The organism is Pseudomonas sp. MLB6B (assembly GCF_054508135.1).
On sequence record NZ_CP199313.1, the window covers coordinates 3,511,730 to 3,527,172 of the forward strand.

Genomic DNA, 15,443 nt, shown 5'->3' on the forward strand with positions numbered 1-15,443 from the left:
CTGTCGAATGCTGCTTCTCCCTTGAATCCGGCGCCCTGGAGACGCCCATGAGCAACTGGATCGACCTCAACCAAGACGCCGCCACCGGTATCGAGTCGGTTCGCGCGCATTTCGTCGGGCACGCCTACGACCCGCATTTCCACGACAGCTTTCTGGTAGGCGTCACCGAACAGGGCGTGCAGCAGTTCAATTGCCGACGCGTGCGCCACCAGAGCACACCCGGCCAGGTGTTCCTGCTCGAACCCGGTGAGCTGCACGACGGCCACGCACCGACGGCCGACGGTTTCACCTACTCAATGCTCTACCTCGACCCCCAATGGCTGGAGCGCGAGCTGCGCGCCGTGTTCGAGCAGGTGCCGCAGCACGCCCTGCCGGGCTTTGCCGACACCCTGTGCCAGGACCCGCTGCTGGCCGGCGCCACCTTGCGAGCGTTCCAGGCGCTGCATGGCAAGGAGCTGCGCATCGTGCGCCAGACCGCCAGCGACGAGCTGCTCGCCGCCCTCACCCGCCATTTGCAATGGCGCAAGCGCCTGCACCCCGACCCACGCCTGCCGCTGACCGCCCAGGGCGCGCGGGAATACCTGCACGCCCACGCCCATCAGGACATCGGCCTGGACGAGCTGGCCGCTGCCTGCGGCACCGACCGCTACCGGCTGACCCGCGCCTTCAAAGCCGCCTATGGCCTCGCGCCGCATGCCTACCTGATTCAATTGCGCCTGTCCCAGGCGCGCAGTCTGCTGGCCCGTGGTTTTATCCCGGCGGATGTCGCCTCGCGTCTGGGTTTCGCCGACCAGAGCCACTTGGGCCGCTGGTTCCGTCGCGCCTACCGGCTGACGCCCGCCGACTACCGCAAGCGCTGCACAAAGCTTCCAGACTAGGCGGCGCCCATACGCCACGCTGGGCTCGCATTCATCTAGAGCCCTGCCCATGTCAGACACTTTATTGCCTTTCGCCTTATTCGCCTTCGCCGCCAGCATCAGCCCCGGGCCGACCAACCTGCTGATCCTGGTCCATGCCGCCCGGCGTGGGTGGCGCGCCAGCCTCACGCCGGTGCTGGCCGCCTGCGCGGCGGCGGCGGGCATCGTGCTAGTGGTGGGTTTGGGGCTGGGCGATTGGCTGCTGGGCCAACCGCAGGTGCAGCGCTGGCTGGGTTGGCTGGGAGTGGCCTGGCTAAGCTGGCTGGCCGTGCAGATGCTGCGCAGCGCCAGCGCGCCGCTGCAAGAGGCCAAAGCTCGGGCGTTCGGCCCGGGCGCTGCGGCGAGCTTGCAGTTGCTCAACCCCAAAGTGTGGTGGATGGCGGTGGCGGTGATCGGCGTGTTCGCCAGCCCGACACTGCCGGTTTGGCTGCTGGCGGTGGTGTTCCTGCTGGTCGCGCTGCCGTGCATGGCCGCCTGGGCCTGGCTGGGCGCCAGCAGCGCGCGCTGGTTGCAGGCGCCAGGCGCGCTGCGCTGGTTCAACCGAGGCCTGGCGGGGCTGCTGTTGGCCTCCGCCTGGCTCAGCCTGCTGTGAATCGCGAAGGGGGGCGATCGGGTGAAGGCTTACGACTTGGGGCCAGCCACGTCGGCTTGCGTCAAGCGCCGGGTACTGAATATCGCGATCGACAACCCAAGGATCGCCACGCTACCGCCCACCAGCCCAATGTTGGCCACGCCCAGCTGGCTGCTGACGATGCTGCCCAGCAACGCGCCGCCGCCGATGCCGATGTTGTAGATACCCGAGAACAGCGCCATGGCCACGTCGGTGGCGTCGCTGGCCAGTTTCAGCGTTTTGGCCTGCAACGACAGGCTGAAGCTGAGGATGGCGATGCCCCAGAACATGCTCAGCCCCGCAAACGCATAGAAGTTGCCCGACAACGGCAGCAGCGACAGCAGGCACGCGCCCAACACACCAATGGCCCCCAGCAGGAAACCATGGGGGAAGCGCTCGCTGTAACGGCTGAACAGCACCGAACCGAACAGGCCGGCGCCGCCGAACAGCAGCAACACCAGGGTGGTGCGTTCGCCGCCGATCTTGGCGACGTCCAGCGCGAACGGCTCGATGTAGCTGTAGGCGGTGAACTGCGCGGTGATCACCAGCGCGACAAGTAGGTAGGTGATGACCAGCGCCGGGCGCTTGAACAGAACCGGCAAGCTGCGCAGCGAACCCGAATTCTGGCTGGGCAGCAACGGCAGCGACTTGAACAGGCACAGCAAGGTGCCCAGCGCCACGGCGGCGATCCCGAGGAAGGTCATGCGCCAGCCCAGGGCCTCGCCCACTACCCGCCCCAGCGGAATGCCCAGCACCATGGCCAACGTGGTGCCGGTCGCCAGCAACCCCAGCGCCTTGGCCTGCTGCCCCGGCGGCGCCACACGCACCGCCAGCGAGGCGGTGATGGCCCAGAACACGGCATGGGCCAGGGCGATGCCGATCCGACTGACCAGCAGCATGGCGAAGCTCTGCGCCAGCCACGACAGCACATGGCTGACGATGAACACCACGAACACCACCGTCAGCAGGCGCCGGCGCTCGACGTTGCGGGTCATCAGCATCATCGGCAGCGAAGCCAGTGCCACGACCCAGGCGTAGATGGTCAGCATCAACCCCACCTGGGCCGGGGTCATGGCAAAACTGCGGCCGATGTCGCTGAGCAGCGCCACCGGCACGAATTCGGTGGTGTTGAAGATGAACGCGGCCAAGGCCAGCGCAATGACGCTGAGCCAGCTGCCGCCGCCCACCGGAGCAGGAATCGAGGTAGGGATTGGACCGTTCATGGGCGAGGTGGGGTTCTCCGAAACGCAGCAATGAGAAATACGCCATCCGCCCATGGGGGCGCCGGCGAGAAAACTGTTATTGGAAGGATTGCCAGGCATGGTACGCGCCGCGAGATTGAGCGGCAACCGCTCAGGGCCATGCGAACGGATGCTGGCGGTAATCGGGCAACGGGTTCTGCAAACAGCTGGACAGAAGGCAGGACAGCGATAGCGGACGCTCAACGCCCGTGGCTGCCACGCGTGCCATCTGCGACGCAATCTTCCAGCCCGTCTTGCACGCCGATACGGCACAACCCGGCCGGCCTTTGCGCACCCGCTCTACTTCAAGGCTTTACGGCACGCAATGAACGCCCTACTTTCGCAGCTCGATGCTTGGCGCAGTGGCCGACGCAAGCTATGCTGACGAGCATAGCCATGTGCCACCACCGGACTAGACCTTGCCCAGCAACTCCACTCGACAGACCATCGCCCGCCAATGGCGACTGCTCAAGCTGTTGCCCACCCAGCACCCTGGGACCACTTCCACCCATCTACACCGTGCCCTTGCCGAGGCAGGCCACAGCACCAGCAAGCGCACCATCGAGCGCGACCTGAACGAGCTGGCGACGCTGTTTCCGCTGCGTTGCAACGACAAAGGCACGCCGTTCGGCTGGTATCTGCGGCCCGACCCTACCCTGCACGGCCACGTGCCCATCACCCTGACCGAGCGTGCACCGCATTCACGCGAAATCGAGCTGTACCTATGGGTGGACGCCGCCCTAGCCGATCAACTGCTCGACGCGCCCTTGGCTGACGACATGCAACTGCGGCGCGATAACCAGGGCGGCGCTCACGTGGCTGCCACGATGAACGACGAGCCCCAGCTCATGGCCTGGCTGCTGGCCCATGCCGGCTCGCTACGGATCAAGCGCCCCCATGCGCTGCGTACGGCCATGCGCGAGCGTTTGCAACACGCACTGACGCTGAACCACGCCTGAATCCAAACCGCGCGGTCGTTGTGCAATCTGCGCCACCGGTAGCGCTTCGAACCGCAAGCATCGGCCACGGTCCATAGCCAGGCGCTGTGCGGCAGTGGCAAGCCCTGCGATCGAGCCATCGGGCCGACTCAGGACATGCCCGCCACAGCCAGCCCTCTAGCCGTGACAGGACCGCCCAATGCCCGCCAAACCGCCTTCACCTTTCACCCCTACCGGTTTCGTCAACGTGCGCGGTGCCCGTGAGCACAATTTGAAGAACGTCGATGTGCAGATTCCCCGCGACGCCTTGGTGGTCTTCACCGGCGTATCGGGTTCGGGCAAATCGTCGCTGGCCTTTTCCACGGTGTATGCCGAAGCCCAGCGCCGCTACTTCGAGTCGGTGGCGCCCTATGCGCGGCGCCTGATCGACCAGGCCGGCGTACCGGACGTCGACGCCATCGAAGGGCTGCCGCCGGCGGTCGCCTTGCAGCAGCAGCGCGGCACGCCCAGCGCGCGTTCGTCAGTGGGCAGCGTCACCACCCTGTCGAGTTCGATCCGCATGCTCTACTCGCGCGCCGGCCACTACCCCGACGGCCAGGCGATGCTCTACGCCGAAGACTTTTCCGCCAACACCCCGCAAGGCGCCTGCCCCGAGTGCCATGGCCTAGGCCGGGTCTACGAGGTCACCGAACAGACCCTGGTGCCCGACCCTTCGCTGAGCATCCGCCAGCGCGCCGTGGCCGCCTGGCCCCCGGCCTGGCAGGGGCAGAACCTGCGCGACATTCTGGTGACCCTGGGCCATGACGTGGACATCCCTTGGCGCGACCTGCCACAGAAGACCCGTGACTGGATTCTGTTCACCGACGAAACCCCGACCGTACCGGTGTACGCCGGCCTGACCCCGGCACAGACCCGCGCGGCCCTGTCGCGCAAGCTCGAACCCAGCTACCAAGGCACGTTCAGCGGCGCGCGGCGTTACGTGCTGCACACCTTCATGCATTCGCAAAGCGCACAGATGCGCCAGCGCGTGTCGCAGTTCATGCGCCCCGGGCCATGCCCGGCCTGCCATGGCAAACGGCTCAAGCGCGAGGCGCTGAGCGTGACCTTCGATGGCCTGGACATTGCCGAGCTGTCGCAGCTGACCCTCGACGAGTTGGGCGAGGTGCTGCAGCGAGTCGCCGCCGGCAGCGACGAGCCCTCGGGCAAGCCGGTCCTGCCTGCGGAAAAGCGCTTGGCCGCGCAACGCATCGCCGAAGAGCTGCTGGCCCGCCTGCAAAGCCTGCTCGATCTGGGTTTGGGCTACCTGTCGCTGGGGCGCAGCACGCCTAGCCTGTCGTCGGGCGAATTGCAGCGCCTGCGCCTGGCGACCCAGCTCAATGCGCAGTTGTTCGGCGTCATCTATGTGCTGGACGAACCTTCGGCCGGCTTGCACCCGGCCGACAGCGAAGCCTTGTACAGCGCCTTGCAGCGGCTCAAGGAAGCCGGCAACTCGGTGTACGTGGTCGAGCACGACGTCGAGACCATGCGCCGCGCCGATTGGCTGGTCGATGTCGGCCCCGATGCCGGCGAACGGGGCGGCCGCGTACTGTACAGCGGCCCACCGACAGGGCTGGCAGACATCGCCGACTCACGCACCCGTCCCTATGTGTTCGATGAACACGCGCGCATTGCACGTGCACCACGCCAGCCCGAGCAATGGCTGCACCTGCAAGGCATAACCCGCAACAATCTGCACGAGGTGGACGTCGCCATACCGCTGGGCTGCTTCACCTCGGTGACCGGCATCAGCGGCTCGGGCAAATCCAGCCTGGTCAGCCAGGCGTTGCTGGAGCTGGTCGGCGCGCGACTGGGCCGTGGCCCGGCGACGAGCGAGGGCGAAACGCCCAGCCTGGAGGACGACGCCGAGCTGCCCAGCACGGGCGAAATCACCCAGGGCATCGAACACCTCAAGCGTCTGGTGGATGTGGACCAGAAACCCATCGGCCGTACCCCGCGCTCGAATCTGGCCACCTACACCGGGCTGTTCGACGCCGTACGCAAGCTGTTCGCCAATACCGATCAGGCCAAGGCCCAAGGGTTCGACGCCGGGCGCTTTTCCTTCAACGTGGCCAAGGGTCGCTGCCCGCAGTGCGAGGGCGAAGGGTTCGTCAGCGTCGAGTTGCTGTTCATGCCCAGCGTCTACGCGCCCTGCCCGACCTGCCACGGCGCGCGCTACAACCCCGAGACGCTGGCCGTGACCTGGCAAGGCCTGAGCATCGCCGACGTCCTGCAACTGACCGTCGGCCAGGCGTTGGAGGTGTTCGCCGAGCAGGCGGCCATCCGCCGCAGCTTGCAGGTACTGGCCGACATCGGCCTGGGCTACCTGCGCCTGGGCCAGCCGGCTACGGAACTGTCGGGGGGCGAGGCGCAGCGCATCAAGCTGGCGACCGAGCTGCAACGCCAAGCGCGTGGTGCGACCTTGTACGTGCTCGACGAACCCACCACGGGGCTGCACCCTGAAGACGTCGACCGCCTGTTGGTACAACTCAACCGCCTGGTCGATGGCGGCCACAGCGTGCTGGTGGTGGAACACGACATGCGCGTGGTGGCGCAGAGCGACTGGGTGATCGACATCGGCCCGGGTGCCGGCACCCAAGGCGGTCGCGTGGTTGCGGCGGGTACGCCCGATGAGGTCGCGGCCTGCGCAGAAAGCCGTACGGCACGCTTTCTGGCGCAGTGCTTATAAAAACGGCCCAGTGGCGTGAGTCGAGCGCAAGGAAACTGGCCACATGAGCCGTGCCACTAGCCGGGGGGAGTACTGCCCCGGCCTCAGGCATGGATGCGGGCCACCGTGCCAGCGCCTTGCCGGCGCTGCTGCTGGCGCAGCTGGCCGACCAGCGCCACGAGGTCGCGGCAGCTGTTCAAGCTGTCGATCGGTACGCCGGTGAGGGTCACGCAATCGTCAAGGTTCGTACCCTGGCCCAAGCGCAGGGTCAGGCAGACCCCATCCGGGCAGGACACTTCGCAGCGATCGGGCAGGCACGCCTGCTCGATCATCTGTCGCAGTTCCAGCGTTGAAACACCTATCAAAGACATGTCGCCAACCTCGCTGTAGCCAGTGCGCCGCGTGGTGAACACCTGGGCTGGGCACAGCGCACGGCGAGCACGACATCGCGCTTGCTGAAGGCCTGGGCGCATTCTGCCGCGCCGTGTCCGGTAGCCGTGCTGCGCGCTATCGGCCTGGCCCTGCAGCACTGGCATGTGCATGAGTGCCGACAGGTGTTCGGCGCAGCTACACCCACCATAGTGGAAGAAGGCCAACGACCTATGACCGTCCGGCTGACTGCCGGGTAAAGGCGACCGGTGGTCTGCGAGGCTGACAGGCGCGTCGAACCGGTCGCCTCTACACGACGCGATCGTTTGAAAGGCTCGGCAGTGGCCGTCCGCTGCACAGCAGCGACAGATCGCCAGCGATGTCGGGTTCAGCAAAGCCGTCTGCGCGATCGGACAACGCGCGGCAGCGCAATGCGGCACACTAGGCGCCGTGTGCGGCAGGTCAGCCCCCTGCCGAAACGTACCGCCGGGGTTCGAACCGGGCGCTTCGAGGTTTTCCGACTGGTTCAGTGCCCTATCGTCCGAGAGACCAACCATGCCCACCCTCAAGACCGCCCTGCACCAGGGCCGCTTCGTCTGCATCCTGGAGTTCGTGCCCAAACCTTCGGCCGCGCGCTTCGACGCACTGGCAAGCATGATGGGCCGTCGCGAGCTGTGCGGCTGGCCGATGACGGTGTCGATCGGCGACCGGGTCGGCAGCCGCCTGGACCTGTCGCCGCTGGAGGCCCATGCCAGCTTGGCGCGCCCCATGCCGACCCTGCTGCATTTTTCCGGCAAGGACCGCGAGCGCCAGGACCTCCTGGCCCAGCTCGAACCCATGGACGCCGCCGGCCTCGACCAGTTGCTGGTGCTGACCGGCGACCGCCTGCAAGGCCACGAGCCCGGCGCCCACCCGGTGCGCTACCTGGAGTCGGTCGCAGCCTTGGCCATCGTGCGTCAGGCCCGCCCGGACTGGCTGCTGGGCGCGGCGCTGAACCCGTTCAAGTACTACGAGGAAGAAGGCGGCGCGCAGTATTTCAAAGCGGCGAAGAAGCTGCGCGCCGGCGCGGATTTTCTCGACCTGCAACTGGGTTTCGACATGGCCAAGCACGTCGAAGCCTGGAATTGGATGCAGGACCAACCTACCCCCAAGCCGCTGATCGCCTGCCTAATTGCCGTTACCCATGGCCGCGCCAAGATGCTCCAGCACGTGGCCGGGGTCACGGTATCGGCCTCGATGCTGCGCATGCTCGAAGCCGAGGCCGAGGTGTCCAAGGCGTTCGCGCAAGGCCGCAGCCTGCGCCGCCTGGCATTGCAGATCACCCAGCTGCAACGCATCGGCTACGCCGGGGTGCATTTGTCGGGTATGCATGAGCCAGAGCAGATGACCGCCTTGGAGACGGCCATCGACGCCTGCCAGGCTGAGATCGAGGACCAGGCCCAGTGGCAGGCGGCCTGGGCCGAGGCCTGGCACATGCCGGGTGTAGCACCGGTCGACTTTCGTCCAGAGGGAGCTCAGTGGGCGTTGGGGCAAGCGCAGGTGAAGCCGTCGTTCAAGGAAGCGACGCGGGTCCGATTGCTCGCAGCGCTGCACCATCAGGTGTTCGGCGGCGCGACCGCACTGAGCCGAGCGTTCGCCTGGTTCGTGCGCCGGCCGCTGTGGCAAGGCGCCCGCGGTGGGCGCTGGTTGCATCGCCTGGAACGCGCGGCGAAGCGACCGCTGGTGGGCTGCGACACCTGCGGGCGCTGCCGCCTGGAACAAACCTTGTACGTGTGCCCGGAGACCTGCCCCAAGGGACTGGCCAATGGCCCGTGCGGCGGCACACGGCTTAACCGTTGCGAGTTCGGCGACCGCGAATGCATCCATAGCGTGCGCTACCGCACCGCCAAGGCGGATCGGGTGGCCGCGCTGGCCAGCGAAGCGTTGATCGACTGCGTGGAGGTGGGCAGCCGGCATCGCAGCTCGTGGCCCGGGTGGTTCGACGCCACGCAGCATAGGGTCGAGCTGCACGCTGCCCAGCCAGAAAGCGCGGATCGCCTCGAACATGAGCTTCGTTGAAAACGTGACCGCTCGGTACTCAGGTCGCGCGGTTCCCCACTGAACATACGCAATCATCAGTGCCCATCGCACACCTTATGGAAGAAGGCAGTCACTTCGCGCGCGTTCAGGCATACTGGACCCATGCCTGCTTACGGGGCGGCGGGTGGAAAATGCCTTAGCCCCCTCGTCTTCATGCAACCCTGGACCACCACCGCCGGTCCAAGCCCAGCCACCTCTATCGACACCCTCCGCTGCCAGCGTGACCTGAGAACATGACCGCCCAATACCCGTCGCCCCCCACCGCGTGCGATCCCGAGCAGCGCCTGCACGCCGAAGTGCTGCGCTTACGCGGGTTGCTCGAAGCCGCCGGCATCGACCCGGACCGCACCGACCCCACCACCGACGCAGCCATCGCCGAGCAGGCACGGCGTGCGCGCACGGCCGCACGGCACTGGGCGGTGTTCGAAAGCGCCGTGGATTTCGCCATCGTGCTCAGCGACCACCAGGGCCTGGTCACCGACTGGAACATCGGCGCGACCCACATCATGGGTTGGAGCGCCGAGCAGATGTGCGGCGAAAGCGTCGAGCGCTTCTTCACCGACGAAGACTGCGCCAGCGGTCGCCCCTTCGAGGAGATGCGCCTGGCCCTGCGCGATGGCCGGGTGTCCGACGAGCGCTGGCACGTGCGTGAGGACGGCACGCGGTTCTGGGCCTCAGGCGAGCTGATGCCGCTGCACGGCGAACGCGGCGAACACCTGGGTTTCATGAAGATCCTGCGCGACCGCACCCATGAGCATCTGGCCGGACGCAGTATCCTCGAGGCCCAGGAACGCCACCGCCTGGTGGCCAAGGCGACCAACGATGCCATTTGGGACTGGGACATGGGCAGCGGCCAGGTGCAGTGGAACGACGCGCTGCACGAGGCCTACGGCCATAGCCTCGACCACGGCCAGATGGGCTACCAGTGGTGGGTCGCGCACATCCATCCCGACGACCGCGACCGCGTCTACACCTCGATACGCGCGGTGATCGACGGGGTGGGCACCACCTGGAGCGATGGCTATCGTTTCCAAAGAGCCGACGGCTCCTACGCCGAAGTGCTCGACCGTGGCTATGTCAGCCGCGATTTCGACGGCCACGCCGTGCGCATGATCGGCGCCATGCTCGACCTGACCCGCATGCGCTCGGCGGAAGCTGCGCTGCGCAAGAGCGAAGAGCGCTTCCTCACCATGCTCGAAATCATCGATACCGCCTTCGCCATCGTCGAAGTGAAGTTCGACGAGGACGACCAGCCCATCGACTACCGCTTCCTGGAGGTCAATCCGGCGTTCGAGCGCCAGTCGGGAGTGAACCTGCAGGGCAAGTGGGTGACCGAATATGCGCCCGATCTCGAGCCCTTCTGGTTCCAGACTTACGGCCACGTGGCCAAGACCGGCGAGTCGATCCAGTTCGAAAACTATGCCGAGTCGTTTTCCCGCTGGTTCGATGTGCGCGCGGTGCGTGTCGGCGAGCCTGAAGAACGGCAGATCGGCGTCTTCTTCAACGACGTCACCGAGCGGCGCAATGCCCAGGACCGCTTGCGCGTCAGCGAGCAGCTGGCCCGGGAAAACGTCGAACGGGTGCAACTGGCCCTGGCTGCGGGCGCCATCATCGGCACCTGGCACTGGGACCTGGTACACGACCGCTTCACGGTGGACGAAGCCTTCGCCATCTCTTTCGGCCTGGACCCGGCCTTGGGTCGAGTGGGCCTGAGCCTGGAGCAGGTGGTGGCCACCGTACACCCCGAAGACCGCAACGGCTTGCTCGCCGCCATCGACGAGGCCTGCCAACGCGGCGGTGCCTATGCGCACCAGTACCGGGTCAAGCGCGTCGACGGCAACTACTACTGGATCGAGGCCAACGGCCGCGTCGACCACGCCGCCGATGGCACGCCCATGGACTTCCCCGGCGTGCTGATCGACGTCGGCGAGCGCCGCGCCATCCGTGAGCAGCGCGACCATGCCTTGAACGCGCTGCGCCACCTCACCGAGACCTTGGAGCAGCGGGTGGCCGAGCGCACCCTGGAGCTGGTGCAGTCCGAGGAGAAACTGCGCCAGTCGCAGAAGATGGAAGCGGTCGGCCAGCTCACCGGCGGCCTGGCCCATGACTTCAACAACTTGCTGGCCGGCATTTCCGGTTCGCTGGAACTGATGAAACTGCGCCTGTCGCAGAATCGTCTCACCGACATCGACAAATACATGGCCGCCGCCCAAGGCGCGGCCAAGCGTGCGGCCGGCCTGACCCACCGCTTGCTGGCCTTCTCGCGGCGCCAGACCCTCGACCCGCAGCCGATCGACGTGGTCAAACTGATCGAGGGGCTGAGCGATCTGATCCAGCGCAGCGTTGGCCCGAGCATCGTCATCGAGACGTTCTCGGTCGGCGGCAAATGGCGCGCCCGCGCCGATGTCAGCCAACTGGAAAACGCCCTGCTCAACCTGTGCATCAATGCCCGCGACGCCATGCCCGAAGGGGGGCGCATCATCATCGAGACGGCCAACCGCTGGATCGGCGTGGACGCCGCCAAGGTGCTCGACGTGCCCACTGGGCAATACCTGTCGCTGAGCGTCACCGACACCGGCACGGGGATGCCGCCGGAAGTGCTGGCCAAGGCCTTCGACCCGTTCTTCACCACCAAACCGATCGGCCAGGGCACGGGGCTGGGGCTGTCGATGATCTACGGCTTCGCCAAGCAGTCCGGCGGCCAGGCGCGGATCTTCTCGGAGCTGGGCAAGGGCACCACGGTGACCATCTACCTGCCGCGCTCGCAAGGCGACACCGTCGAACAGCGCAGCGAGCCGAGCGCCACCAGCACGGTGCGCAACCAGGCGGGCAAGACCGTCTTGATCGTCGACGACGAACCGACCGTGCGCCTGCTGCTCGACGATGTGCTCAATGACCTGGGCTACACCGTGATCGATGCGGCCGACAGCGTGGCGGGGCTGACGGTATTGCGCTCCAACACGGCCATCGACCTGCTGATCACCGACGTCGGCCTGCCGGGCGGGCTCAATGGCCGGCAACTGGCCGACGCTGGGCGAGTGCTGCGGCCCCACCTCAAGACCCTGTTCATCACCGGCTATGCCGAGAGCGCGGCGATCGGCAACGGGCAGCTGGAGCCGGGCATGGCGATTCTGACCAAGCCGTTCGCGGTGGAGGCGCTGGTGGCGCGGGTCAGGGAATTGATGGGGGTATGACAGGCCTGCTCGCCTGATCGGCGAGCGCCTCCACCGTTACGGCCGCGCCGGTTCGTAGCGGCTCAACTCGTACTTGGCGATGGCCGCGCAGTGCACTTCGTCCGGTCCATCGGCCAGGCGCAGGGTGCGTTGCATGGCGTACATGTAGGCCAAGGGAAAGTCGTCGCTGACCCCTGCCCCGCCATGTAGCTGGATGGCCCGGTCGATCACCTGCAACGCCACATTGGGCGCCACCACCTTGATCTGGGCGATCTCGCTGCGCGCGACCTTGTTGCCGACGCTGTCCATCATGTGCGCCGCCTTGAGCGTCAGGAGCCGGGCCATTTCGATCTGCATGCGCGACTCGGCGATCCTGTCGAGGTTGCCGCCCAACAGCGCCAGCGGTTTACCGAAGGCGTGGCGGCTGGTGGCGCGGCGGCACATCAGCTCCAGCGCGCGTTCGGCCATGCCCACCGAACGCATGCAATGGTGGATGCGCCCGGGGCCTAGCCGCCCTTGGGCGATCTCGAAGCCGCGGCCAGGGCCGAGGATGACGTTTTGCAAGGGCACGCGCACGTCGTCGAAAGTCACTTCGGCGTGGCCATGGGGCGCGTCGTCGTACCCGAATACCGGCAAGGGCCGCACGATCTTCAGCCCCGGCGTGTCGGTGGGCACGAGGATCATTGAGTGCTGCTGGTGGCGCGGCGCCTGGGGGTCGCTCAGGCCCATGAAGATCAGCACCTTGCAGCGCGGATCGCAGGCGCCGGAGGTCCACCATTTGCGTCCGTTGATCACCCACTGCTCGCCCTGAAGTACGGCGGTGGCGGCCATGTTGGTCGCGTCGGAGGACGCCACGTCCGGCTCGGTCATGGCGAACGCCGACCGGATCTCGCCCTTGAGCAGGGGTTCGAGCCAGCGGCGTTTCTGCTCGGCCGTGCCATAGCGCACCAGCACCTCCATGTTGCCAGTGTCCGGCGCCGAGCAGTTGAAGGGTTCGGGGCCGAGCAGCGAGCGGCCCATGATCTCGGCCAGCGGCGCGTATTCGAGGTTGCTCAGCCCTGCACCCAGCTCCGATTCGGGCAGGAACAGGTTCCACAGACCGGCGGCCTGCGCCTGGCGCTTGAGGGTTTCGACGATGGCGGTGGGCTGCCAGCGGTCGCCTTCGGCCACTTGCCGGGCGAACACCGCTTCGGCGGGGTAGACATGCTCGTCCATAAAAGCGCTGACGCGTTCGCGCAGGGCTTGCACCTTGGGCGTGTAAGCAAAATCCATGGGCACGCTTTCCTGATGATCGGCGGGTGTGAGCGCAGAGCCTAGGCCAGAGGCAGCCAATCCATCCAGTGTATTTTTTACGTGTATTAACATTCATAAGCGTTATAGGATCAGCCGCAATGTCCGTCAGCGAGCAGCGCATATGAGCCTCAGCAAGGTCGACCTCAACCTGTTCATCGTTTTCGATGCGATCTACACCGAAGCCAACCTCACCCGCGCCGGGCAGATCGTCGGCATCACCCAGCCCGCGGTGTCCAATGCCCTCTCGCGCCTGCGCGAAACCTTCAACGATCCGCTATTCGTACGCACCGCCCAGGGCATGGTGCCCACCCCCATGGCGCAGAACATCATCGGCCCGGTGCGCAATGCGCTGACGCTGCTGCGGGTGTCGGTGCAGGAAAGCCGGCTGTTCAACCCCTTGGAAGCGAGCAAGACCTTCCGCATCAGCATGACCGACCTGATCGAAGCGGTGATCCTGCCGCCCCTGTTTCAGCGTCTGCGCCGGCTGGCGCCTGGGGTGACGATCGACAGCTTTCCCAGCAAGCGTCGCGAAACCACCAAGGAACTGGCCGCCGGCCGCCTGGACTTCGCCGTGGACGCGCCGCTCAACACCGACCCCCAGGTGCGCCACGTCAAGCTGTTGCAAGACCGCTTCGTCTGCGCCCTGCGCCAGGGCCATCCGCTGGCCGACACCCGCCTGACCCTCGATAGCTACTTGAGCATGGCGCACATCCACATCTCCAGCCGGCGCAACGGTTTGGGCTATGTTGACCTCGCCTTGGGCCGGATGGGCGTGCAGCGCAAGGTGGTGCTGCGCTCGCAGCATTACCTGATGGCCTGTCAGGTGCTGCAACAGTCCGACCTGGTGATGACCGTGCCCGAACGCTTCGCCCGCCGCCACCAGCTGCGCTACCTGCCCCTGCCGATCGACGTGGCGCCGCTGGAGACCCACCTGTACTGGCACGAAAGCACCGACCAGGACCCGGCCAACCGCTGGATGCGCGAGCAGATCATCGAGCTGTGCCAACGGGTGGCGGCGCAGGACGCGGCTACGCAACTGTGAAAAAGTTTAGCCAGGCAGCGTTGCTATAAGCATGGAACCGGTCCGTGCAAACCTATGACAGCGGAGCGTTCATTTGCCTGAGCGAATCGACGTATGTTTTTGCGGTTTAAAGCGGTTCATGCCTTGGGCAAAAGGTATGCCAGCAGCGGCTGTCGTCGAGGCCGAGTCGCCTAAGGCACTTGCCGCCAATAGTCTGACAGTGGCTTTGTTGCCCAAATCCTGATAACCAGAGACACCTATCCCGTCTACGCCTCGAGTGTTTACGTTATTAATATTTGAAAAGGCTTCAGCGAATGATCGAGTTCCAGGCGTACTGTAGCCACTTAAGCAGGCCATGAAGATGACCTCGCGATACCGGGCCGTATCGATTGCGTTCGTTTTTAACCACTCGCTAAACTGCTCAGGTCCTACCTTCTCACCCTGCACCAGCAATTTTCCTTCAGCGCCATGCGTATAAATCAACAATTTGCGTTTTTTAAAAAACCCCGACTTTGAATGGTAGACCCCAAGTTGATCATCGAATCGATAGAGGGGCTTTAGGTGCTTGTAAGTTACAAGTGCTCGGTTCTGCGCTGCCAGCGATTCAAAGGGCGCGCGACCGTCTGGATCGGACAGGGTAATAGGATTATTAAGCGCGTATGCATAGTAACTTATACCCCCGACCAAAAACGGACTTTCACCGTCGGGGCTGCCGAAGCGCATAAGTGTTGGAGAGTACCAACGATGGCCGTTTCCCAAGGGATACCATCCCAGTAGCTCATCCGGCCGCTCGCCACAAAACCCTACGGAACTGCGCTCAATACCGTCGGCGTAGCCAAAAGGTGTAAAGTTGAACGAAATGCGCTTTGCACCGGCGGTAGTCACCACCAGCGTCTGCATCGGATCTGTGTTGAGCAGACTCGCATTACTCTCATGGCTCCGCACGATAGCGAGCGTTCGACTAGCATACTTGACCAGTCTGGTGCTCGTGCGCACTGAAAAGACAGTGCTGATGTTTTCTTTTTGATAGAAAAAGTTATTCATCACAAGCCCCTCAAAAACCACAGTCTAGTTGACAGCGGTGTTGAATGGTCACTG

General features: G+C 65.4%; 11 protein-coding genes. 7 read left to right on the forward strand and 4 right to left on the reverse strand.

Annotated features, from left to right (window positions below; genetic code table 11):
* The first annotated feature begins 47 nt into the window (after positions 1–47).
* Both ACSMEV_RS15600 and ACSMEV_RS15605 read left to right on the forward strand, forming a co-directional pair.
* Positions 48–878, forward strand: coding sequence for an AraC family transcriptional regulator (locus ACSMEV_RS15600; protein ID WP_459205958.1), 831 nt, complete (start codon positions 48–50; stop codon positions 876–878).
* Positions 879–927: 49 nt separating this feature from the next.
* Positions 928–1,509: a LysE family translocator gene (locus ACSMEV_RS15605; RefSeq protein ID WP_459205959.1), complete on the forward strand. Its 582-nt coding sequence runs from the start codon at positions 928–930 to the stop codon at positions 1,507–1,509.
* A 29-nt stretch (positions 1,510–1,538) separates the two neighbouring features.
* On the opposite strand, the gene ACSMEV_RS15610 is transcribed toward ACSMEV_RS15605, so the two are convergent.
* Positions 1,539–2,750, reverse strand: a complete 1,212-nt coding sequence (locus tag ACSMEV_RS15610) for a sugar transporter (protein ID WP_459205960.1) — start codon at positions 2,748–2,750, stop codon at positions 1,539–1,541.
* 437 nt (positions 2,751–3,187) lie between these two features.
* Here ACSMEV_RS15610 and ACSMEV_RS15615 point away from each other — a divergent pair, with 437 nt between their 5' ends.
* Both ACSMEV_RS15615 and uvrA read left to right on the forward strand, forming a co-directional pair.
* A complete protein-coding gene (locus ACSMEV_RS15615; RefSeq protein ID WP_459205961.1) occupies positions 3,188–3,727 on the forward strand; it encodes a WCX domain-containing protein in 540 nt (179 codons plus the stop codon).
* A gap of 178 nt (positions 3,728–3,905) precedes the next feature.
* Positions 3,906–6,431: an excinuclease ABC subunit UvrA gene (gene uvrA, locus ACSMEV_RS15620; RefSeq protein ID WP_459205962.1), complete on the forward strand. Its 2,526-nt coding sequence runs from the start codon at positions 3,906–3,908 to the stop codon at positions 6,429–6,431.
* Between the two features lie 83 nt (positions 6,432–6,514).
* Here uvrA and ACSMEV_RS15625 read toward each other — a convergent pair whose 3' ends face one another.
* Complete coding sequence (locus ACSMEV_RS15625; protein WP_459205963.1) at positions 6,515–6,781, reverse strand: DUF1652 domain-containing protein; 267 nt, start codon at positions 6,779–6,781, stop codon at positions 6,515–6,517.
* A 553-nt stretch (positions 6,782–7,334) separates the two neighbouring features.
* On the opposite strand from ACSMEV_RS15625, the gene ACSMEV_RS15630 reads away from it, so the two are divergent.
* Both ACSMEV_RS15630 and ACSMEV_RS15635 read left to right on the forward strand, forming a co-directional pair.
* Positions 7,335–8,837 carry a methylenetetrahydrofolate reductase C-terminal domain-containing protein gene (locus ACSMEV_RS15630; RefSeq protein WP_459205964.1) on the forward strand — a complete coding sequence of 501 codons (1,503 nt, stop codon included), beginning with the start codon at positions 7,335–7,337 and terminating at the stop codon, positions 8,835–8,837.
* A 320-nt stretch (positions 8,838–9,157) separates the two neighbouring features.
* Positions 9,158–12,052, forward strand: coding sequence for a hybrid sensor histidine kinase/response regulator (locus ACSMEV_RS15635; RefSeq protein WP_459208362.1), 2,895 nt, complete (start codon positions 9,158–9,160; stop codon positions 12,050–12,052).
* A 36-nt stretch (positions 12,053–12,088) separates the two neighbouring features.
* Here the strand turns inward: ACSMEV_RS15635 and ACSMEV_RS15640 are convergent, their stop codons facing one another.
* On the reverse strand, positions 12,089–13,303 hold the full coding sequence (locus ACSMEV_RS15640; protein ID WP_459205965.1) for an acyl-CoA dehydrogenase family protein: 1,215 nt from the start codon (positions 13,301–13,303) through the stop codon (positions 12,089–12,091).
* Positions 13,304–13,445: 142 nt separating this feature from the next.
* Between ACSMEV_RS15640 and ACSMEV_RS15645 the strand changes: the two genes are divergently transcribed.
* A complete protein-coding gene (locus ACSMEV_RS15645; protein WP_459205966.1) occupies positions 13,446–14,366 on the forward strand; it encodes a LysR family transcriptional regulator in 921 nt (306 codons plus the stop codon).
* A 69-nt stretch (positions 14,367–14,435) separates the two neighbouring features.
* Here ACSMEV_RS15645 and ACSMEV_RS15650 read toward each other — a convergent pair whose 3' ends face one another.
* Positions 14,436–15,389 (reverse strand): RHS repeat-associated core domain-containing protein, encoded by a 954-nt coding sequence (locus tag ACSMEV_RS15650; RefSeq protein ID WP_459205967.1) that lies wholly within the window; start codon positions 15,387–15,389, stop codon positions 14,436–14,438.
* Positions 15,390–15,443 lie beyond the last annotated feature (54 nt).